A 24,676-nucleotide genomic window follows, 5' to 3' on the forward strand; every position below is an offset into this window, starting at 1 on the left:
CTGGGTCGCTCAGAACTGAAGGGACTTGGTCTGCAGATACTCCGCCAGGCCGTGGGCGCCGAGTTCGCGTCCCACCCCCGACTGCTTGTAACCGCCGAACGGGGCCAGCGGGTTGAAGCGGCCGCCGTTGATGTCGACCTGGCCGGTGTCCATCCGGCGGGCGAAGGCCACGGCCTCGCCGTCGTCGCCGGCCCAGACCGCGCCGGCCAGCCCGTACACCGTGCCGTTGGCGATGCGCAGGGCGTCCTCCTCGTCCTCGTAGCGGAGGATCGACAGGACCGGGCCGAAGATCTCCTCCTGGGCGACGGTCATCTCCTCCGTCACGTCGGCGAGGACGGTGGGGCTGACGTACCAGCCGCGCTCACGCGGGGATTCGGGGCCGCCCGCGATCAGCCGGGCGCCCTCGGCGACACCCTTCTCGATGTAGCCCCGCACCCGCTCCCGCTGTTTGGCGTTGACGAGCGGGCCGATGCGGTCGCCGTACTTCGCGGCGGCCTCGGCGGCCAGTTCGACGGCCTCGTCGTACTGGGAGGTGTGGACGAGCATGCGGGTCCAGGCGCTGCACGTCTGGCCGGAGTTGGACATGACGTTGGCGACGCCGGTGGCGACCGCCCTGCCCAGGTCCGCGCTCGGGAGGATGACGTTGGCGGACTTGCCGCCGAGTTCCAGCGCCACCTTCTTGATGGCGGCCCCGGCGGTCGCGGCGATGCTCCGGCCCACGGCCGTGGAGCCGGTGAAGGAGACCAGGTCGACGCCGTCGTGCTCGGCGAGCGCCTGTCCGGCCACCGGGCCCAGACCGGTGACCAGGTTGAACACCCCGGCGGGTACGCCCGCCTCGTGGACGGCCTCGGCGAAGAGCTGGGCCACCAGCGGGGTGTCCTCGGCGGGCTTCAGGACGACCGTGCAACCGGCGGCGAGGGCCGGGGCGACCTTGGCCACGATCTGGTGGAGGGGGTAGTTCCAGGGGGTGATGGCGCCGACGACGCCGATGGGCTCGTGGTGGACGGTCGAGTTGCCGATCCGCTCCTCGAAGACGTGCTCGGCGGCCAGTTCGGCGTACGAGCCGGCGACCGCGACCGGCAGGTCCGCGTGCACCCGCTGGGAGAAGGGCAGCGGCGCGCCCAGTTCGGCCGTCACCGTCTCGGCGATCTCCTGCCGGCGCGCGGCGAGCGCGTCGCGCAGCGCGCCGATGAGCGCGCCCCGTTCGGCGGGCGGGGTCGCCGCCCAGCCGGGCAGGGCGGCGCGCGCGGCGCGTACGGCCGCGTCGACGTCCTCGGCGGAGCCCGCCGGGACCCGGTCGATCACCTGCTCGTCGGCCGGGTTCACGACCTCGATCGTGCCGGTCCCGGCGGCGGGCCGCCAGTCGCCGTCGATGTACATACCGTCGTGTGCTTTCATCGCGCTGCCTTCCGAGCGGGCATGGACGTCCGCCCCAAAAACTAGCCCTGATAGTTTTCCGGCACCAGAGCCTCGGGCAGTGAGGCAGGACTCTTCTCTCCGCCGGCCACGGAGGGCCGCCCCCGGTCGTGGTGGGGGCCGCCTCAGAGATCGACGCGGGTCCGGTCGTCGACCCGCGCCACCGCCTCCTGCGCGAACTCCTCGCGGTAGTCGCCGCGGATCTCCTCGATCTTCCGGTCGCTCGCGACGGCCGCCGCCACCGGATACAGCAGCATCAGCTCGTACGACCGCTCCTTCTCGATCGTGCCGCGCGTGTCCCGCCACTGTCCGTGCCCCTCCCGCACGGTCAGCCCGCCCGGGAACCCGGGGGTGACCTCGCGGTCGACGAACGCCATGAACTGCTCCGCGGTGACGGCCGGACCGCCGCCCGGGCGCTCGGTACCGAAGAACAGCCGCGTCTCGATGTACGGCATCCCGCGCGCCGGGGCGACGACGGAACCGGCGGGGGCGTCCTCGGCGAGGGCGGCGTACGCGGCCGGGGCGCCGACGGCCAGCAGACAGACGGCGACCCCGAGGGGCACGCGGGTACGGGTGGGGCTGGAGTGCTGGGTCATGCGTTCAGCTCTAGCGGTGTCACTCGTTCCGGATCCGTCGGCCGCGCCGGTGCCGGGCCGCGTGTGCGCCCGTACGCCCCCGGGGCTCGCCTGGGGCGTACGGCACACACTCCGCGCCGCCGGGTTCACGGCTTGCGGGGGGGTTCCCGGGTCGCCGTGAGGTGGGCGAAGACGACGACGTTGCTCGCGTACCCCTTCCGCCGGTCGTAGGTGCCGCCGCAGGTGATCAGGCGCAGCTCGGGCCGGCCGCGGTGTCCGTACACCTTCTTGTCGGGGAAACGCCTCTTCTCGTACGTCCGCACGGCGTCCACGGTGTAGACGGCGGTGCGGCCGTCGGCCCGCAGGACCTCCACGATCCGGCCGGGCTCGATCACGTCCAGCGCGGCGAAGACGGCGGGACCGGTCCGGGTGTCCCGGTGGCCGACGACGACCGCCGTGCCGGGCCCACCGGGGGCGGGCCCCTGCGTGTACCAGCCGACCAGCGCGGGCTTGTCGTCCGGCGGCGCGGGGAGCCGCCGCCGGCTGTCGAGGCGGAGCCCGGTCACCGGTGCCTCGATGCCGAGGTACCGGATGGTGACGGTCCTCGCCGGGGAGGGCGGCAGCGTACGGGGAACGGCGGACCGCTTCGGCGCGGCCCGTCCGTTGCCGGGGGCGTGCCGCGCCGCCTCGGCGGGAGCCCGGCGCGCCCGCCCGGCCGGGGGCGTGCGCCCGCTCGGATCGGCGCCCTGGTCGGGTGCCGTGGCCGGGGGCGCGTCGGACGGCGGGGTACGTGCGGTCTCGCCCGGTGGCGGAGGCGTGACGTACGGGGACGCCTGAGCGCCGGGCGCGCCCGCGGCGCGCGCCCCGGAGCCGGGCGGGGCGGAGGGGGCCTCTGCCGCCGTCGCCCGCTCCCGGTGCTCCGCCAGGTGGACGCCGCCCACCACCAGCGCCACGGTCATCACGACCGTCCGTGCCAGGCGGTAGGCGCGCGTCCGGTACCAGGGCCTCGGCCGGCGTCTACGCGGCGCCATCGGCGCGGCGACGGCGCAGCCGCAGGTAGACCACCCCGCCGGCCGCGGCGAGGCCCACTGCGGCCGCACCCGCGACCGGCCCGAAGTCCTGGGTCAGGGCAAGACCTCCGGCTCCCGCCGGGACGGCGCCCTCAGGCCCGGCGAGACCGGGGGGCGGGCAGTTGACGTTGATGCTCCTGCGCCCTTCCTCCAGCGTGCCGCCGATGGTCCGCCAGGTCAGCACGTACTCCCCGTCGGGAAGCCGCGCCGCGTTCTCGGGCGCCACGGGCGTGCTGTGTCCGGTGCCGTCGGCCGCGAGCGTGATCTCGCCCGTGGCGACGGGGTCGGTGCGCGGGGCGGGAGGCTGGTTGTCGATGGTCCAGCTGATGCGCTGCGACGGCGTGGGGTCCTCGGGGAAGTTGAAGGCGGAGAGATAGAAGTCGCAGACCAGCGGCTGGTTGCGCTGGTTGTCGAACGGGAAGCCCACCTTGTGGATCACGACGTCGGGGTCGCCCGGGGCGGCGACGGCGGCCGGTGCCGTGATCAGGCTGGCTCCCGTGACGGTGAGTGCCGCGAGGACGGTGGCGGCACTCGCGCGCACTCCGGCGGGACGCGGGCGGGACGAGGTGGACATGCAGAACCTCCGAGTCAGACGATTTTCACACAAATCGTTCTTTCGCCTGACTCTCTGTCACATCGCACCCGGCACGGGGGGAGCCGCGCCCGACGCCCCGTCAGATGTCCCCCTTCCGGCCCAGGCGGGCACCGAACCGGGAAGCCTTGCCCTTCCCCTCGCCGGTCCCCGCCTCCGGCTCGCCGCTCCCCCGCCCCGGCTGGGCCGGTGAACGCAGGGCGATGCCCGAGGACACCAGCAGCAGCGCGCCGAGCATCACGAACGGCGCGGCCACGCCGACGACACCGGCGACCAGACCCGCCGCGGCGGGTGCCCCGGCCTGGCCGAGCCGGTTCCCCGTCAGCCGCAGCGCGAGGGCGGTGGAGCGGGCCTCGTCCGGCGCGGCCTGCACCACCGTCGTCATGGACAGCGGCTGTCCGACCCCGAGGCAGAACCCGAGCGCGGCGAGGATCAGGGCCAGCGCCCACACCGGCACCGGCAGCGCGATCCCGGCGCACAGCACGGCCCCGAGCACACAGGTGACGGTGAGCAGGGCGGTCCGGCCGAGCAGACGCAGCATCGGCGTCATCACCAGACGGCACGCGATGGTCGCCGCCGCCCGCAGACTGAGCAGGACACCGATCACCGAGGGCGCGATGCCCCGGTGCTCACCGACGACCGGCAGATACGCCGTGAGGATGTCCGTCGCCGACAGCACGGCGAGGCTGATGAAGATGCCGCCCGGCACGCCCCGGGTGCGCAGGATCCGGTGCACGGGGACCCGGTCGCCCCGCCCGGTACGGGACTTGGGCTCCGCCGGGCGCTCTATCCGCCACAGCGAGGTGAACGCGACCGCGGCCCCGGCGCCCGCGACCACCAGGGCCAGGGCGCTCGTGCGGGCCATGTCCGGGCCGCCGATCAGGGCGCCCGCGGCGATCGGGCCGACCAGCTGGCCGAGGGAGGCGCCGATGGTGAAGTGACCGAAGTTGCGGTCGTGTTCGTGCGGCGCGGACTGGCGGGCCACCAGCGACTGGGCGCCGATCACGAAGGAGAGGTGGCCGAGGCCCATCACACCGCTCCATACGGCCATCGCCTCCAGCGAGTTCGCCAGGCCGCTCAGCACACAGCCGCCGGCTATGAGCACGACGCCGATCGGCAGCAGGGGCGCGCACCGGCCGTGGTCGGTCCTGCGGCCGAGCGGGACCGCGGCGAACAGCGGGAGCAGGGCGTAGACCCCCGCGATCACACCGACGGCGCGCTCGTCGGCGCCCAGCGCGAGGGCCCGGTAGGACACGGCGGGCCGGGCCATCGACACCGCCCCCTGCGCGAAGCCGAAGGCGATGACGAGGCGGAGCAGCCAGCCGCGGTTCCTGCCGGGCCTCACGATGCGGTTCCTCCTGGGGGACGTTCACGCCGGTGCGAGGCACGTACGCGCCGGATCGGGGCAGTCGGACCGACGGGGGTCAGATGATGCCGAACAGCACACCGGCGCCGAGGATGATGAGCGAGGTCGCCGCCGCCCACTTCACCACGAACTTCGTGTGGTCGCCGAACTCGACCTTGGCCATGCCGACGAGCACGTACACGGCCGGCACCAGCGGGCTGGACATGTGCAGCGGCTGGCCGACGAGGGAGGCGCGGGCGATCTCCAGCGGCGAGACCCCGTGGGCGGCGCCGGCCTCGGCGAGCACCGGGAGGACACCGAAGTAGAAGCCGTCGTTGGACATGAAGTAGGTGAGCGGCAGGCTCAGGAAGCCGGTGACGAGCGCCATGTGCGGGCCCATGCCGCCCGGGATGCCGTCGACGATCCACTTGGCCATCGAGTCGACCATGCCGGTGCCCTGGAGGACGCCGGTGAAGACGGCGGCGGCGAAGACCATGCCGGAGACGTTCAGGACGTTGTCGGCGTGGGCGGCCAGCCGTTCCTTCTGGTCGGGGATGTGGGGGAAGTTGACCGTCAGCGCGAGCGCGGCGCCGAGCAGGAAGAGGACCGGGATCGGCAGCCACTCCATGATCATGGCGGTGAGCAGCACGACCGTGAGCAGCGCGTTGAACCAGTACAGCTTGGGGCGCAGCGTCGGGCGGTCGGGGTCCAGGCCCTGGAGGCGCACGTCGTCCGCGTCGTCGTCCTCGGCGTCGGTGCCGGAGCCCGCGCCGCCGGTGGTCTTCGCCGTACGGACCTTGTCGTCACCGGAGCCGGATCCCGCGGCGGAGGCGCCGGCGCCGACGAGCACGGTCTCCTCGGAGCCGGACGTCTCCTCGTCCTTGACGATCTTCTCCTGCTCCAGCACCTCGTCGAGGCTCAGCACACCGAGGCGCTTGCGCTCCCGCAGGCCCAGGAAGTAGGCCAGGATGAAGACGAAGAGCAGGCCGACGAGGAGCGCGGGGATCATCGGGACGAAGATGTCGGCGGCGTCCAGCTTGAGCGCGGTGGCGGCGCGGGCGGTCGGGCCGCCCCAGGGCAGCGTGTTCATCACGCCGTTGGCGGTGGCGGCGACGCCGGTCATCACGACCAGGCTCATCTTCAGGCGCTTGTAGAGCGGGTACATCGCCGAGACGGTGATCATGAAGGTCGTGGAGCCGTCGCCGTCCAGGGAGACGATGGCGGCGAGCAGGGCCGTGCCGACGACGATGCGCAGCGGGTCTGCCTTGCAGAACTTCAGGATGCCCCGGACGATCGGGTCGAAGAGACCGACGTCGATCATCAGGCCGAAGTAGACGATGGCGAACATCAGCATCGCGGCGGTGGGCGCGAGGTTGCCCACCCCCTCGATGACGTAGTCGCCGAGATGGGCTCCCTTTCCGACGAACACGCAGAAGAGTGCCGGGATCAGTACGAGTGCCGCGATCGGCGACATCTTCTTCATCATGATCAGGACCAGGAAGGTCGCGATCATGGCGAAGCCGAGGATGGTCAACATGTGGATACCTAACGTTCGCCCTTGAACTCCCACCAGGGCACCGGCGGTGCGTCGACGTTAGGGCGGCCCCACAAGTCTTAACAAGGAGTTGACATGCGAGCAATAAGAGCAGAACTCCTGGTCACAGCGTTGCGCCTGCTCGCGACAGCTCCACGGGGACGCCGTTGAGGACCGCGTTGCCCGACAGGGGGTCCAGCAGGGACCCGTCGAGAAGCTGGTTCACGTTCACGCCGGGGTCGATCGCGGCGTGCCGCATCCGGGTGCCAGGACGGTCGTGCCCCCAGCCGTGCGGAAGGCTCACCACACCGCGTCGTACGACGTCGGTGACCTCGACGGGCGCGGTGACCTCTCCCCCGGCGCCCTTGATCCGTACGGCGTCGCCGTCGGCGATCTGAAGGCGGTCTGCGTCGTCGGGGTGGATGTGCAGGGTGCAGCGGTTGGTGCCGCCGGTGAGGGCGGGGATGTTGTGCAGCCAGCTGTTGTTGGACCTCAGATGGCGGCGGCCGATGAGGACGAGGCCGTCCGGGCGCTCCCGCAGGGCGGAGCGGAGCCTCGGCAGATCGTCGACGATCGGGCCGGGCAGCAGTTCGATGCGGCCGCTGACCGTCTTCAGGGGCTGGGGCAGGCGCGGCCGCAACGGGCCGAGGTCGATGCCGTGCGGGTGGGCGAGCAGTGTCGCGAGGGTCAACCCGCCGGTGTCGGCGCCGAAGCCGTCGCCGTACGGGCCGAGGCGCAGCATCATGTCGAGGCGGCGCTCGGGGCCGCTGTCGCCGGTGAGCAGGCCGGCGAGTTCCTCGGGGTCGCGGCCGTGGACGGGTGAGTGGGCATCCCTGACGGCCTTGCCCAGGGTCTGGCCGATGACCAGGTCGTCCACGGCGGAGGGGTCGGCGCCGTGCATGCCGGTGGCGGCGAGGACGAGACGGGCGAGGATCTCCGTCTCGGCCATGCGGCCGTCCTCCAGGGGGACGGCGGCGCGGTTGTAGCGGACCTGGTTGTGCACGGCGAAGGAGTTGAAGGCGAAGTCGTAGTGCGGGGCCTGGGAGGGCGGGGGCGGGGGCAGAACGACGTCGGCGTGACGGGCGGTCTCGCCCAGGTAGGGGTCGACGCTGACCATGAAGTCCAGGGAGTCGAGGGCCTTGTCGAGACGGTCGCCGTCGGGGGCGGAGAGCACGGGGTTGGCGGCGATCGTGATGAGGGCGCGGACCGGGCTGCCCTCGGGGGTGGCGGTGTCGATCTCCTCGGCGAGCGCGGACAGCGGCAGTTCACCCTTCGCCTCCGGGTGGCCGCTGACCCGGCTGCGCCAGCGGCCCAGCGCGAAGCCGCGGCCGGGTCCGGCGGGCCGGGACGGCTTGTCGGTCGCGGACCGCGGGAAGAGGGCGCCGCCGGGCCGGTCGAGGTTTCCGGTGAGGATGTTGAGGACGTCCACGAGCCAGCTGGCGAGGGTGCCGTGCGGGACGGTGCAGCTGCCGATGCGGCCGTATACGGCGGCGGTGGGCGCGGCGGCCAGTTCACGGGCGAGCGCGCGGATGGTCCCGGCGTCGACGTCACAGGCGTCCGCGACGGCCTCGGGCGTGAACTCCCGCATGGCGGAGGCCAGTTCCTCGACCCCGAGCACCAGCGGCGCGAGGTCGCCGAGGTCGACGAGGTCCTCCTCGAAGAGGACCTGCGCCATCGCCGCGAGCAGCAGCGCGTCCGTGCCGGGGCGGATCGCCACGTGCCGGTCGGCGAGCCTGGCCGTACGGGTCGTGCGCGGGTCGACGACGGTGAGGGTGCCGCCGCGCGCCTTGAGGGCCTTGAGCTTGCCGGGGAAGTCGGGCGCGGTGCACAGACTGCCGTTGGACTCCAGGGGGTTGGCGCCCAGGAGCAGCAGGTGGTCGGTGCGGTCGAGGTCGGGGACGGGGATGGCGTTGGCGTCGCCGTAGAGCAGTCCGCTGGAGACGTGCTTGGGCATCTGGTCGACCGTGGAGGCGCTGAACAGGCTGCGGGTGCCGAGGCCGGCGATGAGGGCGGGCGGGTAGAGGGCGCCTGCCATCGTATGGACGTTCGGGTTGCCGAGGACGATGCCGACGGCGTTCGGGCCGTGGGCCTCGACGACGGGCCGGAGTCCTGCCGCGACGGCGTCGAACGCCTCCTGCCAGGTGGCCTCCCGCAGTTCGCCGTCCATGCGGACCAGCGGGGTGCGCAGCCGGTCGGGGTCCGCGTCGGCGGCACCGAACGAGGCGCCCTTCGGGCAGATGAACCCCTTGCTGAACACGTCGTCCCGGTCGCCGCGGGCCTTGGTCACCCGGCTGCCCTCGATGGTGAGGGTGAGCCCGCAGGTCGCCTCGCAGAGCGGGCAGACGCGCAGGGCGGTGCGGGAGTCGGTGGTGGTGGACACGGGTCCTCCCGGAGGGGCGGCGGCGACGGTGACGCTCGGGCAGGGGCGGCGGGCGGTGAGGCACGCGGCACCGAGGCCGAGCATACCGAGCGGTATGCGCTGGGGGGAGGGCCCCCGGCGTCTTGTCGGGAATTCGCGAGGCCGCACCCGGAACGAGGCCCCTGACACCCGCGGCCGGAGGGCGGTGGGGCCGGACGGCTCCGGCCCCGCGGTCCGGTCCCGGGGCGGGGCCGGACGGTCGGCCCGGCACGCGCGCGAGAGCGGGGCCGGGCGGTCAGTCCAGCACGCGCGCGAGATAGGCCCGCAGCAGCTCCCGCATCTCCTGGATGATCCGCGGATCGCCCTGCGGGGCGACCCTGAAGGCAAGGTGGACGAGGGTGTCGGCGGTCTCGACGGCGATGAGGAACGTGCGGCGGAGGTCGTCGTCGGGGGTGCGGTCGATGAAGGCGGAGAGCAGTTCGGACAGCCGGTCGGCGACGAGATGGTTGGGTTGTTGCCGGCTGCCGCCGACCGGGATCTGGTTGCCGAAGTCGATGAGGGCGAAGCCGGGGGCGTTGCGCTTCATGTCGAGGTACTCGTCGAGGACGGCGTCCATCGCGGTGCGCCAGTCCCGGCCGCCCGTCTCCCGGAGGCGGTGGGTGACCCGGTCGGTGAAGCGGTCCAGGTTGCGTTCGGCGAGCGCGTCGGCCATCGCACGCTTGTTGCCGAAGAAGCGATAGACGGAGCCGATGGGCACACCCGCGCGCAACGCCACGGCACGAGTGCTCAACGCGTCGTAGCCCACCTCGTCGAGGAGGTCGGCACAGGCGTCGAGGATCCTGGTCAGTCGTTCGGCACTGCGCCGCTGCACGGGTGCGCGGCGCAGGGAGGTCGCCTGGGACACGGGCTTCATGATGCCTTTCCGCCGAGGTCCGATGAGCTGTCCGAATATCAGTACGGCCGGTGCCACCGCTCCCGCTCAGCCGTGGCGCACGACCGGCCGCGGACGTCCGCGCGTCCATGGCCTGCCGGGAGACTAGAGCACCGCACTGACAGGACGGATCCCCCGGCGATCCGGTTCTCCTCCTCCGCCCGATGCACCCGATCCACGGACGTCCGCCGACGGCCCGTTGCCACCCGGTGCCGTTTGCCGCTCGGTCCCCTTGCCGCTCGGCCCCGTTGCCGCCCGCTCCCCTTGCGCCCGCCCCGGTGGAATCCTACGGTGAAGCATAGGAATCGAGAACGGTGAGGGAGCGGGCATGAGCGGGGACGCGAGGAAGACGGCCGAGGGACTGGAGTACCTCACCGGTTTCGGCAACGAGCACGCCTCGGAGGCGGTCCCGGGCGCGCTGCCGCACGGCCGCAACTCCCCGCAGCGCGCTCCGCTCGGGCTCTACGCGGAGCAGCTCAGCGGCACCGCGTTCACCGAGCCGAGGTCCCACAACCGCCGTTCCTGGCTCTACCGGATCCGCCCCTCGGCCGCCCACCCCGCCTTCACCCGCACGGACAACGGCGCCCTGCGCACGGCCCCCTTCACCGACGCGGTCCCCGACCCCAACCGCCTGCGCTGGAACCCCCTCCCGGAGCCCCCGGCCGGCACCGATTTCCTCGCCGGCCTGTGGACCCTCGGCGGCAACGGCGACGCGGCCCAGCGCTCCGGCATGGCCGTGCACCTGTATCACGCCGATTCCGCGATGGAGCGGGTCTTCAGCGACGCGGACGGCGAACTCCTCATCGTCCCGGAGCGCGGCGGCCTCCTGCTGCGCACCGAGTTCGGCCTGCTCCACGCCGAGCCCGGCGAGATCGCCCTGATCCCGCGGGGCGTCCGCTTCCGCGTCGACCTCCTCGACGCCTCCGCCCGCGGCTACGTCTGCGAGAACTACGGCACCCCCTTCCGCCTTCCCGACCTCGGCCCGATCGGCGCCAACGGCCTGGCGAACGCCCGCGACTTCCGGGCGCCGGTGGCCGCGTACGAGGACACCGAGGGTCCGGTGGAGGTGGTGAACAAGTACTGCGGCAACCTCTGGACGGCCACCTACGACCACTCCCCGCTCGACGTGGTCGCCTGGCACGGCAACTACACGCCGTACGTCTACGACCTGCGCCGCTTCAACGTCATCGGGACGATCTCGTACGACCACCCGGACCCGTCGATCTTCACGGTGCTGACATCGCCGAGCGACACCCCCGGTCTGGCCGGGGTGGACTTCGTCGTCTTCGCGCCACGCTGGCTGGTCGGCGAGGACACGTTCCGGCCGCCGTACTTCCACCGGAACGTGATGAGCGAGTACATGGGCCTGATCGAGGGCGCGTACGACGCGAAGACGGCCGGAGAAGGGGGCTTCGTGCCCGGTGGCGGCTCGCTGCACAGCATGATGTCGGCGCACGGACCGGACCGGGAGACCTTCGACAGGGCGAGCGCGGCGGAGCTGGAGCCGCAGCGGGTCGACGACGGCCTCGCCTTCATGTTCGAGACGCGCTGGCCGATCCTCGTGACCGGGCAGGCGGCCCGCGCGGAGCACCTGCAACAGGGGTACGACGACGTGTGGTCCGGGCTCCAGCGCCACTTCGGCCCGTTGCACTGAACGTGTCACGCCGGGTACGGATAGCGTCGTGACCTCATTCGCTCCGGACTCGATCGTCCTGAACCGCAAACTGCCGCTCTGGTATCAGGTGTCGCAGTCCCTGCGTGCCTCGATACTCGGCCGGTCGCCCCAGGATCCCCTGCGGCTGCCGACCGAGGAGCAGCTGGCCGGGCACTACGGGGTGAGCGTGCTGACCATGCGGCAGGCGCTGAAGGAGCTGGAGGACGAGGGGCTGATCTCCCGGCACCGCCGGCGCGGCACGTTCATCGAGCCGAGCGCCCGGCGGGGCTCGCCCGTGCGCCTGCTCGGTTCGGTGGACGCGATCGTGGCCCAGCAGTCGGGCATGACGACCGAGCTGCTGGACCAGGGCAGCACCCCCCTGTCAGGTGAACTCTCCGAGTACTTTCCCGACTTGACCGAGGTCACCACGTACCACCGGCTGCGCGGCGACGAGAAGACGGGCGAGCCCACCAACCACGCCCGCAACTACGTCCGTCCCGAGCTGGCCGCCCTCATCGACCGCGACGACCTGCTCCGCTGGCCGATGACGAAGGTCCTGCGCGATGTCGTGGGCGTGGCCATCGGCCGGATCACCGACACCGTCGAGGCCCGTATCGCCGACCCGGAGACGGCCCGCCTCCTCCAGGTCCCCCTGCTCAGCCCGATCCTCCACTACACGGGTGTCACCTACGACGACACCGGCCGCGTCCTCGACGTGGCGGTCATCCACTACCGCGGCGACCGCTTCTCGTTCACGGTCACCCTCGACGCCCACTGACCCGGAGGACCAGGTCGTACGATGCCCACCGTGACGCTCGACGACACTCCGCTCCTCGCGGACCTCATGCCGTGGTCGGTCGCACCGCCACGGCTGGGCCGGGGGTGGCCGGCGGCCCCGGACGCGGCATCCCTGAAGGCCCGCTGGGACGCGCTGATGAAAGCGGAGGGCCCGGACCGCGAGGCCCTGTTCTCCCCCACCCGCTCCCGCACCCCGGCCTCGGCGGTGGCCCAGCTGCCGGGCCGGTCCGGCGGCACCGGCCGGCTGGCCCGCGAGTCGGGCCCCTGCGCCGAGCCGGTCCGGGTCCTCGCCGCCCCGTTCGACGAACAGTGGCTCATCCCCGACCACCGGCTGATCGACGCCGCCCGCCCCGAGCTGTGGCGCGTGGCGGACGAGCGCCAGGTCTTCGTGGTCGAGCAGACGGCTGCCCCGGACGCGTCCGGTCCCGTGCTCCTCGCGTCGGGCGTCCTTCCGCTCGCCCCACCGCACGGCCCGCGCGCCGGCCGTGTCCACCCGCTGTACCGCCGCCCGGGGGCCGTCGAGCCGAACCTCGCACCGGGCCTGCCGGAGTACCTCGGCGGGCGCCTGGGCACCGGCCCCCTCGATCCCGTGGACGTCCTCGCCTGGATCCTGGTCGCCGCGCGCTCCGGGCCGCACGGCGTCGGGGTTCCGCTGCCCGCCGAACCGGACGTCTGGTCCCACGGGGTGGAGCTGGGCCGGCGGACCCTGTGGCTGATGCGCCGCGACGGCGACCGCCCCAAGCTCCCGGGCGGCCGCCGCCCGTATGTGCGCGCGCCGCTGCCCGCCCGGCCCGTGGAGGTCCGCTACGACCGCGAGGAGGAGACCCTCTTCATCGACGAGGGCCGCATCTCCCCCGTCCCGTCCGACGCCTGGGACCTCCACGTCGGCGGTGTCCGTGTGCTGGAGGAGTGGCTGGCCCGCAGAACGGAGCAGGCGGAGCCGGGCACGCTGGAGGCGATCCGCCCGACGACCTGGCCGCAGAGCTGGACGTCGGAGCTGCTGGAGCTGATCACGGTGCTGGCGCTGCTGGCGGAAGTGCGCCCCGCACTGCGGGAGTCGACGGTCGGCCGGCCGATCACGACCGCGGATCTGCGCGAGGCCGGCGTGCTCCCGGTCCCGGAGCCGGCCCGCAGGCCCGCCTCGGTCCTGGACCACCAGGAGGAGGGCCCGGAAGGCCAGTTCACGCTGTTGTAGGGCCGCCTACGGCGCGAACGAATCCAGCACCCTCCCCACCATCCACTCGAACGCGGCCTCCAGATCGATCGGCCCCGGGTCCTCCGTGAACGCCGCGGCCAGCCGGGGATAGGCGCCGCTCGCGATCTGCCCCCCGAGATAGGCGATCCGGACCTCGTTCTCCCTCTCCTCCGACCACGGCAGCGACCGCACCCGCTCGGCCGTCGCCAGCTCGTTCGCCGCATAGGTCGTCACGCACCCGTTCAGCATGCCCAGGAGCTGCATCTTCGTCCCGTAGGGCGCGTCGAGGGTATCCATGCAGGCGAGGCAGTGCTCCAGGTACCGCATCGCGTGGGGGCTGAACCCGTAGACCGGTGACATGAGCCGAGGCATCCAGGGGTGCCGCCGCAGCAGGTCACGCGTCTGGTACGCCACCCGCCGCATCTCGGCCCGCCAGTCCTCGCCGGGCTCCCACAACTCGTGCTCCCCGCCGACCGCGTCGACCATCAGCTCGTACAGGTCCTCCTTGCGGGGGACGTAGTTGTACAGCGACATCGTGCCGCAGCCCAGTTCGGCCGCCACGTGCCGCATGGACACCGCGTCGAGGCCGCCCGCGTCGGCGAGCCGCACCGCCACCGCCGCGATGTCAGCGCGGCTGAACGCGGGTCTGGGGCCCCGGCCGGTGCGCTCGGGGCGCGCCCAGATCACCGCGGGTTCGTCCGCTCGGCCAGCCATCGATCATCACCTCGGTCACCATCCTAGTTACGTACGGCGTACGTAGTGCGCTATGGTCGACCCATGACAACTACGTACGCTGTACTTAGTGAAGGTCTGGAGAAGCGTTTCGGAGACGTCCACGCCGTACGCGGCCTCGATCTGGCCGTGGCCGCGGGCACGGTGGTCGGGATGCTCGGCCCGAACGGGGCGGGCAAGACGACGGCCGTACGGCTGCTGGCGACACTGCTGCGGCCGGACGCGGGCTCGGCGCGCATCGCGGGTCACGACCTGGTGCGGGAGCCGGGCGCGGTCCGGCGGGCGATCGGTGTGACGGGGCAGTACGCGTCGGTGGACGGCGATCTGACCGGGCGGCAGAACCTGCGGCTGTTCGCACGGCTGCACCGCGTCCGCGATACGGCGGGCCGCGCGGGCGAACTCCTCGACCGCTTCGGCCTGTCAGCGGCCGCCGACCGGCCGGCCTCCACCTACTCGGGCGGCATGCGCCGCCGGCTCGACCTGGCGGCCAGCCTGATCCGGCGCCCGGCGGTGCTCTTCCTGGACGAGCCCACCACCGGGCTGGACCCCGTCAGCCGCAACCAGATCCGGGACGCCGTGCGCGACCTGAAGGAGGAGGGGACGACCGTGCTGCTCACCACGCAGTATCTGGAGGAGGCCGACCAGCTCGCCGACCGGGTCGTGCTGATGGACCGGGGCCGGATCGCGCACAGCGGCTCACCGCCCGAGCTCAAGGCGCTCGTCGGCTCGTACGCGGAGGTCGTCGTCGCCCACGCGGGCGCGATGACCGGGGCCGCGGCCGTCCTCGACCAGCTCACCGGCGCGCGGCCGTCGTTCGACGACGAGCGGCACGCGGTCGGCGTGGTCACCCTCGACCCGACGCTCACGCTCCCCCGCCTGGTACGCGAACTCGACGCGGCCGGCGTGCCGTTGCTGGACGCCGGCCTGCGCCCGCCGACCCTCGACGACGTGTTCCTCCGCCTCACTCGAGGCCCCGCCGAGAGCCCCGCCGACCTCAAGGAGCGTGCCGCGTGAACGCGTTGGCGTACGACGGCACGGCGATGCTGGGCCGGCAGCTGCGGCGGCTGCGGAACAACCCGGGGCTGCTGATCCTCACGCAGACCATGCCCGTGTCGATGCTGCTGTTCTTCGGGTACGTCTTCGGCAGCGCGCTCGCGGTGCCGGGCGAGGAGTACCGGCGGTTCCTGGTGCCCGGTCTGCTGGTGGCGACGGCGGCCGGCGGGATCATGACCGGCATGTTCGAGGCCGCGCGGGACACGCACCGGGGCGTGATGGACCGCTTTCGCGCCCTGCCGATGAGCCGGGCCGCCGTGCCGCTCGGGCAGGCGCTGGCCGACGTGCTCGTCACGGCCGCCGGCTCGGTGCTGTTCCTGCTGGTCGGACTCGCGGTGGGCTGGCGCGTGGAGGGGAGCGCGCCCGCGGCGGTGGGCGCGTTCGGGCTGTTGCTGCTGTTCCGGTTCGCCGCCGTGTGGACGGGCATCTTCCTGGGCCTGCTCACCCGCAACGAGGAGGCGGCCGGACAGCTGGGCGGCGCGACGTTCCTGCTGCCGCTGCTGTCCACCGCGTACATCCCGGCCGAGGGCCTGCCCGGCCGGCTGCGCACGGCCGCCGAGTGGAACCCGATCAGCGCGGTCGCCACGGCCCTGCGCGACCTCTTCGGCAACGCGCCCGTCCCCGAGGGCGCCGCCTGGCCGGTGGCCCACCCCGTCGCCGGGTCGCTGCTGTGGTGCGGCGTCCTGCTCGCGGTGTTCGTGCCGCTCACGGTCCGCACCTACGCGGCCGGACCCCGGTGACCTCCGGCCCGGTCGGGGGACGGGCCGGAGCCGGGTGAGCCGGGGCGCGGGTGGCCCACGTGAGACTCGGCACGCCCTGATGACAACGGCGTCCGGGCGGGGTCATGATCCACGGCATGCGCCCACTTCCCCGCACCGGCGATCCGCTGCCCCTCGACGGCATCACGGTCGTCGCCGTCGAGCAGGCCGTCGCCGCGCCCTTCGCCACCCGGCAGCTCGCCGACCTGGGGGCGCGGGTGATCAAGGTCGAGCGGGTGGACGGCGGCGACTTCGCCCGCGGCTACGACACCGCCGCCCGGGGCCTGGCCTCGCACTTCGTGTGGTGCAACCGGGGCAAGGAGTCCCTGGCGCTGGACCTGAAGGACCCGCGCGGCCTGGCCCTCGTCACGCGGCTGGTGGCGGACGCCGACGTCTTCGTGCAGAACCTCGCGCAGGGCGCCGCGGCCCGGCTCGGCCTGGACGCGGCCACGCTGTGCGCGGCGCATCCCCGGCTGATCGCCGTGGACATCTCGGGTTACGGGGCGTCGGGGCCGTACGCGGACAAACGGGCGTACGACATGCTCGTGCAGTGCGAGGCCGGTCTGGTGTCGGTGACGGGGACACCGGAGCAGCCGGCGAAGGCGGGCATCCCGGTGGCGGACATCGCCGCCGGGATGTACGCGTTCTCGGGGGTGCTGGCGGCGCTCGTCCGGCGGGGGACGACCGGACGGGGCGGGCCGGTGGAGGTGTCGATGCTGGAGGCGCTGGCCGAGTGGATGGGGCATCCGCTGCACCACACCCTGCACGGCGGGACCGCGCCGGCGCGCACGGGGCTCGGGCACGCGGTGATCGCGCCGTACGACGCCTACGCCACGGCGGACGGCGGGCGGGTGCTGCTGTCCGTACAGAACGACCGGGAGTGGCGGCGGCTCGCCGAACAGGTGCTGGGGCGGCCGGAGTTGGCCCACGACTCGGCGTTCGCGACGAATCCGGCGCGGGTCGAGCGGCGGGAACGTACCGACGAGCTGGTCGCGACGGCGCTCGGGGCGCTGGACACCGACGCGGCGCTGGAGCGGCTGGAGGCGGCGGGGATCGCCTGCGCGCGGCTGAGGGACGTCACGGAGGTGGCGGAGCATCCGCAGCTGGCGGCCCGGGACCGGTGGCGTGACGTGGCGTCACCGGTGGGTCCGCTCAGGGCACTGCTGCCACCCATCACGCTGCCGGGCGGGGACGAGGCACGGATGGGAGCGGTGCCCGCGCTCGGGGAGCACACCGGGTCGCTGCTCCGTGCCGCGGGGATGACGGACGAAGAGATCGCAGCGTTGCGCCGGGACGGTGTGGTCGCCTGAACGCGGGCCTCCTGCGGAAAAGGCCCTTGATCTGCGGGGAGGGGCTAGCGGCTGCCGAACAACGAGCGGCGCAGCCTCTTCAGCGGCGCGAACAGCGAGACGCGGCCGACGCGTGTGTCCTTGCGGCTGCTTCGCTCCTGCGGGGAACGTGACGTTATCTCACGCATCAGCGAGGTCGCCTCGGCCGCCTCGCGCTGCGGCACGGCGGGGCCGCTCAGCACCGAGAGATGGCGGTCGAGCCGCGAACTGGTCGCGGTGCTCCCGCACGTGATCGCAGGGACTCGCGCCCTACGCACTGCTATCTGTTCCATGTCACTCCCCACCCGTACGAGTCCACCCGGCCCGGGCAGCGTAACCATATCGCCCCGTTGGAGCACTCGGGAATCACGTCCCCGCTATTCCTCTACCCCGCAAGGGGGTTGTTGACTACTCTCCGAATCCGACCGATTCCAGGGCGAGTTGGACAACCGGCTGGCCGGTGGGCTGCGCTGATCCACCGTCGGGTTCGACGGTCACCGCGAGTGACGTCGCGTCGGTGTTCATTCCGTCCGCGACCAAGGGCGTGTCGCCGGCGAAGAGACCCAGGGAGCGTGGTTGCACGTCGGGGCGCATGAGCCAGAGCTGGTGCACCCGGTTCTTCGGGAGGTCCTCGAATCCGCTGAGGGTGACGATCGCACTCCCCTCCTCCGCGGAAGCGATCACTCCGATCGCATGCCCCTCCGTGTCCCGGTCGCTGCTCGCGCGGACGTCCGGCGCGGCGAGAACGTGGGCGATCTCACTGCCCCGTGCCCGCTCGGAGGCCAGTTCGTCACGGGTGCGGTCGGCCTGGACGGCGAAGAGGGAGGCCACCACGAGCGCGGCGGCGGCCGTGACGGTGGCCAGCGGGACGAGCCAAGAGCGCAGACGGGGCGCACGGGCGCGCGACCTCGGCGGCGGCTCGGTGCCCCACACATGGCGCGGCAGATGCTGCGGCCGCGAGGGCTGCGCGCTCCAGGACAGGTTCTCCTGGGGGGTGTTGCGTACGGCGGCGAAGACCCGGTCGCGCATCGCCGTCGGCGCCGGGACGGCCGTCGACCAGGCGAGACGGACGGCGTCCTCGGACAGGGCACGCACCTCGGCGGGACAGCGGTCGCAGCCCTCCAGGTGTCTCTCGAAGCGGCGCCGCTCGTCGGGTTCCAGGGCGTCGAGCGCGTAGGGAGCGGCGAGCGAGTGGAGGTCCTCGCGGCGGAAGAGGCTCATGCCGCGCCTCCCCTCGGCCCGCACGCCCGGCGGGCCGCTCGGGCGCGTGGACCTCCGGATTCCACGCGGTGGATCAGGACGCTCATGCGACTCCTCCCAGGCATTCGCGCAGCCGAGTGAGTCCGTCGCGCATACGGGTCTTGACCGTGCCGAGGGGGCAGGAGAGCCGCTCGGCCACTTCACGGTAGGTGTAGCCGTCGTAGTAGGCGAGGGTGACGGACTCGCGCTGGAGGGTGGTCAGCTTGTCCAGGCAGTGGCGCACCCACTGGCGTTCGAGGCCGGCCTCGACCTCCTCGGCGACCTGGTCGAAGGCGGGGTGGTGGTTGCGCCGTCCCTCGCGCTGCTCGCGCTCGGTGGCGGCACGGGCGCTGCGCACCCGGTCCACCGCGCGCCGGTGCGCGAGGGTGAGTATCCAGGACAGGGCGCTGCCCCGGGCCGGATCGAAGCGGCCCGCGGAACGCCAGAGTTCGAGCAGCACCTCCTGAGCCACCTCCTCCGACTGCGCGGGGTCGCGTACGACCCGGCGGACCAGCCCGAAGACCGGACCGGACACCACTGCGTACAGCTCCTCGAACGCCCGTTGGTCGCCTCCGGCCACCCGGACCAGAAGCTTGTCCGCCTCCACACGCTCCCCCTCGTCTCCGGCCGAGCACGGCCATCCCCGCGCGTAAGGCATTCGCAACCGACCCACCTCCGGATGGGGTTACGGATCAGGCTGCCCAAAACGCGGGTCTCCGGTCGACCGATCCGAACATCGGATCAACGAATCGTGCTCTCCGCTGAGACAACCTTTCAAACGCTCCGTAAGAAGGTTTGGGATTCGACCAATCCACCCTGCCGACCGCTCCGAATGGCGTTCGTCAGGCAAGTTGGGACAGAGGACGGACGGCATGACGACACCTACTTCCAGGAGCGGCTCGGGACGGCGGAGCATCGCGTCCCTCATCTGTGCTTCGCTGGCCGCCGGAGGGCTCGCAGCCGCCGGCGTGACCGTGCTGGAGCCGGGGGCCGCCTCGGCCTCCAGCCACCGCGAGGCTCCGCTGATCTCAGGGCAGCCCCAGTTCGACAACACCGACGTCTACGCGTTCGTCAGCCCCGACAAGCCGGACACGACGACGGTCATCGCGAACTGGATCCCCTTCGAGGAGCCCGCGGGCGGACCGAACTTCTTCACCTTCTCCGAGGACGCGCAGTACGACATCCGCGTCGACCAGGACGGCGACGCGCAGGAAGACCTGGTCTTCCGGTACACGTTCGACACGAAGACGAAGAACGACAAGACCTTCCTGTACAACACGGGCGTCGTGGAGAGCCTCGACGACCCGGACCTCAACATCACGCAGACCTACGACATCGACCTCATCAAGCTGAAGAACCGTCGCGCGGTCTCCAAGACGAAGCTCGCGGACGACGTGTGGGTGGCGCCGTCGAACGTCGGCAAGGCGTCGATGCCGAACTTCAAGAAGCTGCGCGACGAGGCGGTCTACAAGACGGCGAGCGGGGTGACGACGTACGCCGGCCAGGCCGACGACCCGTTCTTCCTGGACCTGCGCGTCTTCGACCTGCTCTACGGCGGCGACCTCTCCGAGGTCGGGCGGGACACCCTCAAGGGCTACAACGTCAACTCGATCGCGCTGCAGGTCCCGAGCGAAGCGCTCGTGCAGTCCAAGGACCAGCCGATCGTCGGTATCTGGTCGACGACCCAGCGTGTGGGCGCCGACGGCCAGTACCGCCAGGTCTCGCGCCTCGGCATGCCGCTGGTGAACGAGGTCGTCAACCCCATCGGCGACAAGGACAAGTTCAACGCGTCCTCGCCGGCGGACGACGCCCAGTTCCTGAAGAACGTCACCGAGCCGGAGCTGCCCAAGCTCATCGAGGCGATCTACAAGATCCCGGCGCCGAAGACGCCGCGCAACGACCTCGTCGACGTGTTCCTCAAGGGTGTCGAGGGCCTCAACCAGCCGCCGCGCGTGACCCCGTCGGAGCAGCTGCGCCTCAACACCTCCATCGAGCCCACCAAGAAGCCGAAGCGGCTCGGTGTGCTGGACGGTGACAACCAGGGCTTCCCGAACGGACGCCGGCTCACCGACGACGTGATCGACATCGCGCTGCAGGTCGTCGAGGGCGAACTCGTCGACGCGCCCAACGACCTGGGTGACGCGGTGAACAAGAACGACAAGAAGTTCGGCCACTCGTTCCCGTACGTCGGTCTGCCGACGGCCGGTTCGCGCGGCAAGACCGTCAAGGGCAACACCACCAACAGCGTCCGCAGCTCGATCGGCACCGGTGTCGAGAGCGGCAGCGACGACACCACGCTGATCGCCGCCTCGGCCGGCGCCGGCGCGGCCGGTGTCCTGCTCATCGGCGGTGGCCTGCTGTGGTGGCGCCGTCGGAACGACCGCGCCTACTACTAGGCCGCTCCGACCGGGCCCTCCCCCAGGGGGCCCGGTCATCGAGGCCGGCGCGGCCCGCCCGTATCCATCCCCCACGGTGCGGGCCGCGCCCCACGATCACGAACACCGCGCCCGGCAAGGATGTTGAGGAGAGGGCATGTCCCCGCGTACGAACGACAGCGCGTCGCAGGACGGGCGTCCGCGTCCCGGCGCAGGGGCTCCCGGGGCCGAAGCCGACGAGGGCACCAGCTCCGCGTCCCCGTCCGCCTCCGACGCCGGGCCCGACGTTTCCTCCTCCGATGTGTCCTCCGCGGACATGTCCTCCCCTGATGTGTCCTCCGCCGACGTCTCCCCTGCCGACGTCTCCCCTGCCGATGTCACCGCGACCGGTCCCGATGTCACCGCGGCCGACGCCGGGACCCGCGGCGCCGCGTCCGTTCCGGCCTCCGAGGCCGGGACGGGGCCGGCGCCCGCCGGTTCCGGGCGCGGTCGTCGGCCGGTGCCCGAGTCCGCTCGGCGGCGGGCGGCGCGGCTCACCGCGTGCGCGGCCGCGCTGGCCGTCGCGTTCACCGGGTTCGCCGTGGCGGTGGGGGCCAAGGACGACGACCGGGCGACGGTGGCCGTCTCGACCTCGCCGGGAGTCTCGGCCGCCCAGCTCTCCCACGGCGACCTCGACACCGGCGTCAAGCTGCTCCAGGCCCATCTCAGGCAGCAGCCCAAGGACTTCGGGTCCTGGTCCACACTCGGCCTCGCCTATGTCGAGCAGGCCCGCGTCAAGGGCGACTCCTCCCGTTACCCGCAGGCCGAGAAGGCCCTGCGACGGTCGCTGAAGCTGCGACCGGACAACGACCCGGCGCTCGCGGGCCTCGCCGCCCTCGCCGCCGCCCGCCACGAGTTCGGCGAGGCGCTGCGGTACGCGGACCGGGCCCTCAAGGAGAACCCGTACAGCGAGCGGGCGTTGTGCAGCCGCGTCGACGCCCTGGTCGAACTCGGCCGCTACGACGACGCGCTGAAGGCCGTGAAGCTCGCCGACACCCGCCGTCCCGGCATCCCGGTGTTCACGCGGTACGCCTACGTCCACGAGCTGCGCGGCGACGTGAAGACCGCCCGCCGTGTCCTGAACATGGCCCTGAGGTCGGCGGCCACGCGGGGCGACATCGCCTACGTGGCCACCCAGCTCGGCCAACTCGCCTGGCGGCAGGGCGACTACAAGACCGCGCTCACCCACTACGCGCGCGCCCTCGGCGCCGACGACACCTACCTTCCCGCGCTGGAGGGCCGCGCCCGCGCCCAGGCCGCGAGCGGCGACCGCGCGGAGGCGATCCGCGGCCTGGAGCAGGTCGTGGCCTCCTATCCGCTGCCGGGACCGCTCGTCGTCCTCGGCGAGCTGTACGAGGCGAAGGGCGACAGGGCCAAGGCCCGCGACCAGTACGCGCTGGTGGACGCCTACACCGCCATCGCCCGGTCATACGGCGTCAACGCCGACCTCGACACCGCCCTCGCCGCCGCCGACCACGGTGACCGCAAGGCCGCCCTCAAGGCCGCCGAGGCCGAGTGGAAGCGCCGCGAGACGGTCCACACCGCGGACGCGCTCGCCTGGGCACTGCACGTCAACGGCCACGACGACGAGGCACTGCCGTACGCCCGCCGCGCCACCGCCACCGGCTACCGGGACGCGACGTTCCTGTACCACCGGGGCATGGTCGAGAACGCGGCCGGCGACAAGAAGGAGGCCAGGGCCTCGCTGAAGGAGGCGCTCGCCCTCAACGCCGGCTTCTCGCCGCTCGGCGCGGCACAGGCCCGTAAGACCCTGAAGGCTCTGGAGACCGCCAAGTGACCGCTCCCCGGCGTGTGTTCGCCTCCGGCACGGCGGTCTTCCTGGCCGCCTGCGCACTCGTCCTCGTCCCCACCGGGGCGGCGAGCGCGCATCCGCTCGGCAACTTCACCGTCAACCGGTACGACGGCCTGGTCGCCACCCCCGGACAGCTGAAGGTCCTCCATGTCGAGGACCTCGCGGAGATCCCGGCGACCCAGGCCGCGCCCGCCATCGAGCGGCAGGGCATGGGCGACTGGGCCCGGGAGCGGTGCGAGAAGGCCGCCGAGGGCAGCGAGGTCACCGTCGACGGGAACGCCGTGGACGTGCGGCTCGGGTCGAGCCGGGCCGAGGAACGGCCCGGCCAGGCGGGGCTGAAGACGCTGCGCGTGGAGTGCCGGCTGACAGCCGCGCTGCCCGACCGGGCCGCCGACGTGCGCTTCCACGCGGCGGTCGACTCCGGGCCCGGGTGGCGCGAGGTCACCGCGCAGGGCGACCGGACGACCCTGACCGGGTCGGACGTGCCCGAGGAGTCGGTCTCGAAGCGGCTCACCAGCTACCCCGAGGAGTTGCTGCAGTCGCCGGAGGACACGGCGACGGCCTCCCTCCAGGTGAAGCCGGGCGGCCCGGCCCTGGCCGAGCAGCGCGGCGACGCGCCCGGCGCCTCGATCCTCCCGCGGGGCGCGGACCGCTGGACCAGGGCGCTGGACGACCTGGTCTCCAGCCACGACCTCACCCTCGGCTTCGGCGCCCTGGCCTTCGGCATCGCCATGTTCCTGGGCGCCATGCACGCGCTCGGCCCGGGTCACGGCAAGACCCTGATGGCCGCGACGGCCGCCGCCCGCGACCGGGCCCGGATGCGCGACGTGCTGCCCATGGCCGCGTCCGTGACGGTCACCCACACCCTGGGCGTCGTCGCCCTCGGCCTGCTCGTCCTCGCCGGCTCCGCCGCCGCCCCGTCCGTGATCACCTGGCTGGGCATCGCGAGCGGCCTGTTCGTGATGGGCGCGGGAGTGACGCTCGCACGACGCGCCTGGCTGAACCGCAAGCTGACGCTCACCCATGCGAAGGCCCACGACCACAACCACAACCACAACCACAACCACGATCACACGCACGATCACGATCACGGACACACGCACGGGCACGACCACGAGCAGCACCACCACGAGCACGGGCACTCCCACCGTCATGGCGAGGGCGACTCCCACACGCACGATCACGCGCCCGAGCCCGACCGCGAACTCGTCCTGGCCACCCCGTCAGCCACCCACGCGCACACCCACGCGTCGGTCGCGACCCACACCCACGACCACGCGCCGGCCGAGACACCCACCCACAGCCACGGCCCTGGCCACCAGCACACCCACGACCCCGATCACGGTCACGGTCACGGTCACGGTCACGGTCACGGTCACGGTCACGGTCACGGTCACGGTCACCAGCACGATCACGCGCACGGCCACGACCACACCCATGCCCCCGACCAGAAGCGCTCCCTCTTCGGTGGCGGAGTCACGCACACCCACGGCGGCTTCACCCACACCCATCCCACCGCTCCGACCCTGCGCGGCACGATCCTGCTCGGCTTCGCGGGCGGCATGGTGCCGAGCCCGTCGGCCGTGGTCGTCCTGGTCGGCGCGGCGGCGCTGGGCAAGGCGTGGTTCGGGCTGCTGCTCGTGGTGGCGTACGGCGTCGGGCTGGCCCTCACGCTGACGGCGGCCGGGTACGCCGTCGTGAAGGCGGGCGGCTGGGTGACGCGGGTGATGGACCGGGGCGAGGGCCGGCTCGGCGGGCCGACGGCCGCGCTGGTGCGCCGGACCGTGCCGCTGGCGTCGGCCCTGCTGGTTGTCGCCCTGGGGGCTGGTTTGGTGTTCAGGGGGGCAACATCCGCCCTCGGCTGAGCTAC

Annotated in this window: 21 protein-coding genes; 9 read left to right on the top strand and 12 right to left on the bottom strand. The window is 72.7% G+C overall.

Translation table 11 applies throughout. The features are described from left to right. Positions 1-9: 9 nt before the first annotated feature. The 8 genes from ACZ6BB_RS14885 to ACZ6BB_RS14920 form a co-directional block, all read right to left on the bottom strand. On the bottom strand, positions 10-1,398 hold the full coding sequence (locus tag ACZ6BB_RS14885; RefSeq protein WP_471615600.1) for an aldehyde dehydrogenase family protein: 1,389 nt from the start codon (positions 1,396-1,398) through the stop codon (positions 10-12). 143 nt (positions 1,399-1,541) lie between these two features. Then, a complete protein-coding gene (locus ACZ6BB_RS14890; protein WP_471615601.1) occupies positions 1,542-2,012 on the bottom strand; it encodes a DUF3574 domain-containing protein in 471 nt (156 codons plus the stop codon). 125 nt (positions 2,013-2,137) lie between these two features. Next, complete coding sequence (locus ACZ6BB_RS14895; RefSeq protein ID WP_471615602.1) at positions 2,138-2,950, bottom strand: class F sortase; 813 nt, start codon at positions 2,948-2,950, stop codon at positions 2,138-2,140. A 58-nt stretch (positions 2,951-3,008) separates the two neighbouring features. After that, the gene (locus ACZ6BB_RS14900; RefSeq protein ID WP_471615603.1) at positions 3,009-3,635 is read right to left on the bottom strand and encodes a hypothetical protein; all 627 of its coding nucleotides are present in this window, start codon (positions 3,633-3,635) and stop codon (positions 3,009-3,011) included. A gap of 100 nt (positions 3,636-3,735) precedes the next feature. Beyond that, positions 3,736-4,998, bottom strand: a complete 1,263-nt coding sequence (locus tag ACZ6BB_RS14905) for an MFS transporter (RefSeq protein WP_471615604.1) — start codon at positions 4,996-4,998, stop codon at positions 3,736-3,738. A gap of 79 nt (positions 4,999-5,077) precedes the next feature. After that, positions 5,078-6,535, bottom strand: coding sequence for a CitMHS family transporter (locus ACZ6BB_RS14910; protein WP_471615605.1), 1,458 nt, complete (start codon positions 6,533-6,535; stop codon positions 5,078-5,080). Positions 6,536-6,656: 121 nt separating this feature from the next. After that, positions 6,657-8,912 (bottom strand): molybdopterin oxidoreductase family protein, encoded by a 2,256-nt coding sequence (locus ACZ6BB_RS14915; RefSeq protein WP_471615606.1) that lies wholly within the window; start codon positions 8,910-8,912, stop codon positions 6,657-6,659. Between the two features lie 274 nt (positions 8,913-9,186). Beyond that, entirely contained in the window at positions 9,187-9,804 is a 618-nt protein-coding gene (locus tag ACZ6BB_RS14920) for a TetR/AcrR family transcriptional regulator (protein ID WP_471615607.1), read from the bottom strand. Between the two features lie 346 nt (positions 9,805-10,150). Between ACZ6BB_RS14920 and hmgA the strand changes: the two genes are divergently transcribed. The 3 genes from hmgA to ACZ6BB_RS14935 are packed head-to-tail and all read left to right on the top strand — an operon-like array spanning position 10,151 to position 13,469. After that, positions 10,151-11,476 (top strand): homogentisate 1,2-dioxygenase, encoded by a 1,326-nt coding sequence (gene hmgA / locus ACZ6BB_RS14925; protein WP_471615608.1) that lies wholly within the window; start codon positions 10,151-10,153, stop codon positions 11,474-11,476. Positions 11,477-11,504: 28 nt separating this feature from the next. Then, entirely contained in the window at positions 11,505-12,254 is a 750-nt protein-coding gene (locus ACZ6BB_RS14930; protein ID WP_471615609.1) for a GntR family transcriptional regulator, read from the top strand. A gap of 21 nt (positions 12,255-12,275) precedes the next feature. Further along, entirely contained in the window at positions 12,276-13,469 is a 1,194-nt protein-coding gene (locus tag ACZ6BB_RS14935; RefSeq protein ID WP_471615610.1) for a type ISP restriction/modification enzyme, read from the top strand. Positions 13,470-13,475: 6 nt separating this feature from the next. Here ACZ6BB_RS14935 and ACZ6BB_RS14940 read toward each other — a convergent pair whose 3' ends face one another. Next, entirely contained in the window at positions 13,476-14,183 is a 708-nt protein-coding gene (locus tag ACZ6BB_RS14940; RefSeq protein WP_471615611.1) for a TetR/AcrR family transcriptional regulator, read from the bottom strand. A gap of 63 nt (positions 14,184-14,246) precedes the next feature. Here ACZ6BB_RS14940 and ACZ6BB_RS14945 point away from each other — a divergent pair, with 63 nt between their 5' ends. From ACZ6BB_RS14945 to ACZ6BB_RS14955, 3 genes are all read left to right on the top strand, one after another. Further along, entirely contained in the window at positions 14,247-15,215 is a 969-nt protein-coding gene (locus ACZ6BB_RS14945) for an ATP-binding cassette domain-containing protein (RefSeq protein WP_471615612.1), read from the top strand. Then, positions 15,212-15,994, top strand: coding sequence for an ABC transporter permease (locus ACZ6BB_RS14950; RefSeq protein WP_471615613.1), 783 nt, complete (start codon positions 15,212-15,214; stop codon positions 15,992-15,994). Before ACZ6BB_RS14945 ends, ACZ6BB_RS14950 begins: the two co-directional genes overlap by 4 nt. Before the next feature lie 104 nt (positions 15,995-16,098). Continuing rightward, entirely contained in the window at positions 16,099-17,322 is a 1,224-nt protein-coding gene (locus ACZ6BB_RS14955; protein WP_471615614.1) for a CaiB/BaiF CoA transferase family protein, read from the top strand. Between the two features lie 44 nt (positions 17,323-17,366). On the opposite strand, the gene ACZ6BB_RS14960 is transcribed toward ACZ6BB_RS14955, so the two are convergent. From ACZ6BB_RS14960 to ACZ6BB_RS14970, 3 genes are all read right to left on the bottom strand, one after another. Next, on the bottom strand, positions 17,367-17,633 hold the full coding sequence (locus ACZ6BB_RS14960) for a hypothetical protein (protein WP_059082105.1): 267 nt from the start codon (positions 17,631-17,633) through the stop codon (positions 17,367-17,369). Between the two features lie 115 nt (positions 17,634-17,748). Then, positions 17,749-18,561 (bottom strand): anti-sigma factor, encoded by an 813-nt coding sequence (locus ACZ6BB_RS14965; RefSeq protein WP_471615615.1) that lies wholly within the window; start codon positions 18,559-18,561, stop codon positions 17,749-17,751. An 82-nt stretch (positions 18,562-18,643) separates the two neighbouring features. Then, positions 18,644-19,186, bottom strand: coding sequence for a sigma-70 family RNA polymerase sigma factor (locus ACZ6BB_RS14970; RefSeq protein ID WP_471615616.1), 543 nt, complete (start codon positions 19,184-19,186; stop codon positions 18,644-18,646). 265 nt (positions 19,187-19,451) lie between these two features. Here ACZ6BB_RS14970 and ACZ6BB_RS14975 point away from each other — a divergent pair, with 265 nt between their 5' ends. The 3 genes from ACZ6BB_RS14975 (at position 19,452) to ACZ6BB_RS14985 (ending at position 24,671) form a co-directional block, all read left to right on the top strand. After that, the gene (locus tag ACZ6BB_RS14975) at positions 19,452-20,975 is read left to right on the top strand and encodes a DUF4331 domain-containing protein (protein ID WP_471615617.1); all 1,524 of its coding nucleotides are present in this window, start codon (positions 19,452-19,454) and stop codon (positions 20,973-20,975) included. 136 nt (positions 20,976-21,111) lie between these two features. Beyond that, positions 21,112-22,791 carry a tetratricopeptide repeat protein gene (locus ACZ6BB_RS14980; RefSeq protein ID WP_471615618.1) on the top strand — a complete coding sequence of 560 codons (1,680 nt, stop codon included), beginning with the start codon at positions 21,112-21,114 and terminating at the stop codon, positions 22,789-22,791. Next, a complete protein-coding gene (locus ACZ6BB_RS14985) occupies positions 22,788-24,671 on the top strand; it encodes a HoxN/HupN/NixA family nickel/cobalt transporter (RefSeq protein WP_471615619.1) in 1,884 nt (627 codons plus the stop codon). Before ACZ6BB_RS14980 ends, ACZ6BB_RS14985 begins: the two co-directional genes overlap by 4 nt. The last annotated feature ends 5 nt before the right edge of the window (positions 24,672-24,676 follow it).

The sequence above is a fragment of the Streptomyces sp. NPDC041108 genome, assembly GCF_055592645.1.

Coding starts and splice junctions, on each gene's coding strand:
- ACZ6BB_RS14885 (WP_471615600.1), bottom strand. CDS start 1,398: ATGAAAGCACACGACGGTATGTACATCGACGGCGACTGGCGGCCCGCC.
- ACZ6BB_RS14890 (WP_471615601.1), bottom strand. CDS start 2,012: ATGACCCAGCACTCCAGCCCCACCCGTACCCGCGTGCCCCTCGGGGTC.
- ACZ6BB_RS14895 (WP_471615602.1), bottom strand. CDS start 2,950: ATGACCGTGGCGCTGGTGGTGGGCGGCGTCCACCTGGCGGAGCACCGG.
- ACZ6BB_RS14900 (WP_471615603.1), bottom strand. CDS start 3,635: ATGTCCACCTCGTCCCGCCCGCGTCCCGCCGGAGTGCGCGCGAGTGCC.
- ACZ6BB_RS14910 (WP_471615605.1), bottom strand. CDS start 6,535: ATGTTGACCATCCTCGGCTTCGCCATGATCGCGACCTTCCTGGTCCTG.
- ACZ6BB_RS14920 (WP_471615607.1), bottom strand. CDS start 9,804: ATGAAGCCCGTGTCCCAGGCGACCTCCCTGCGCCGCGCACCCGTGCAG.
- hmgA (WP_471615608.1), top strand. CDS start 10,151: ATGAGCGGGGACGCGAGGAAGACGGCCGAGGGACTGGAGTACCTCACC.
- ACZ6BB_RS14935 (WP_471615610.1), top strand. CDS start 12,276: ATGCCCACCGTGACGCTCGACGACACTCCGCTCCTCGCGGACCTCATG.
- ACZ6BB_RS14940 (WP_471615611.1), bottom strand. CDS start 14,183: ATGGCTGGCCGAGCGGACGAACCCGCGGTGATCTGGGCGCGCCCCGAG.
- ACZ6BB_RS14945 (WP_471615612.1), top strand. CDS start 14,247: ATGACAACTACGTACGCTGTACTTAGTGAAGGTCTGGAGAAGCGTTTC.
- ACZ6BB_RS14955 (WP_471615614.1), top strand. CDS start 16,099: ATGATCCACGGCATGCGCCCACTTCCCCGCACCGGCGATCCGCTGCCC.
- ACZ6BB_RS14960 (WP_059082105.1), bottom strand. CDS start 17,633: ATGGAACAGATAGCAGTGCGTAGGGCGCGAGTCCCTGCGATCACGTGC.
- ACZ6BB_RS14965 (WP_471615615.1), bottom strand. CDS start 18,561: ATGAGCCTCTTCCGCCGCGAGGACCTCCACTCGCTCGCCGCTCCCTAC.
- ACZ6BB_RS14975 (WP_471615617.1), top strand. CDS start 19,452: ATGACGACACCTACTTCCAGGAGCGGCTCGGGACGGCGGAGCATCGCG.
- ACZ6BB_RS14980 (WP_471615618.1), top strand. CDS start 21,112: ATGTCCCCGCGTACGAACGACAGCGCGTCGCAGGACGGGCGTCCGCGT.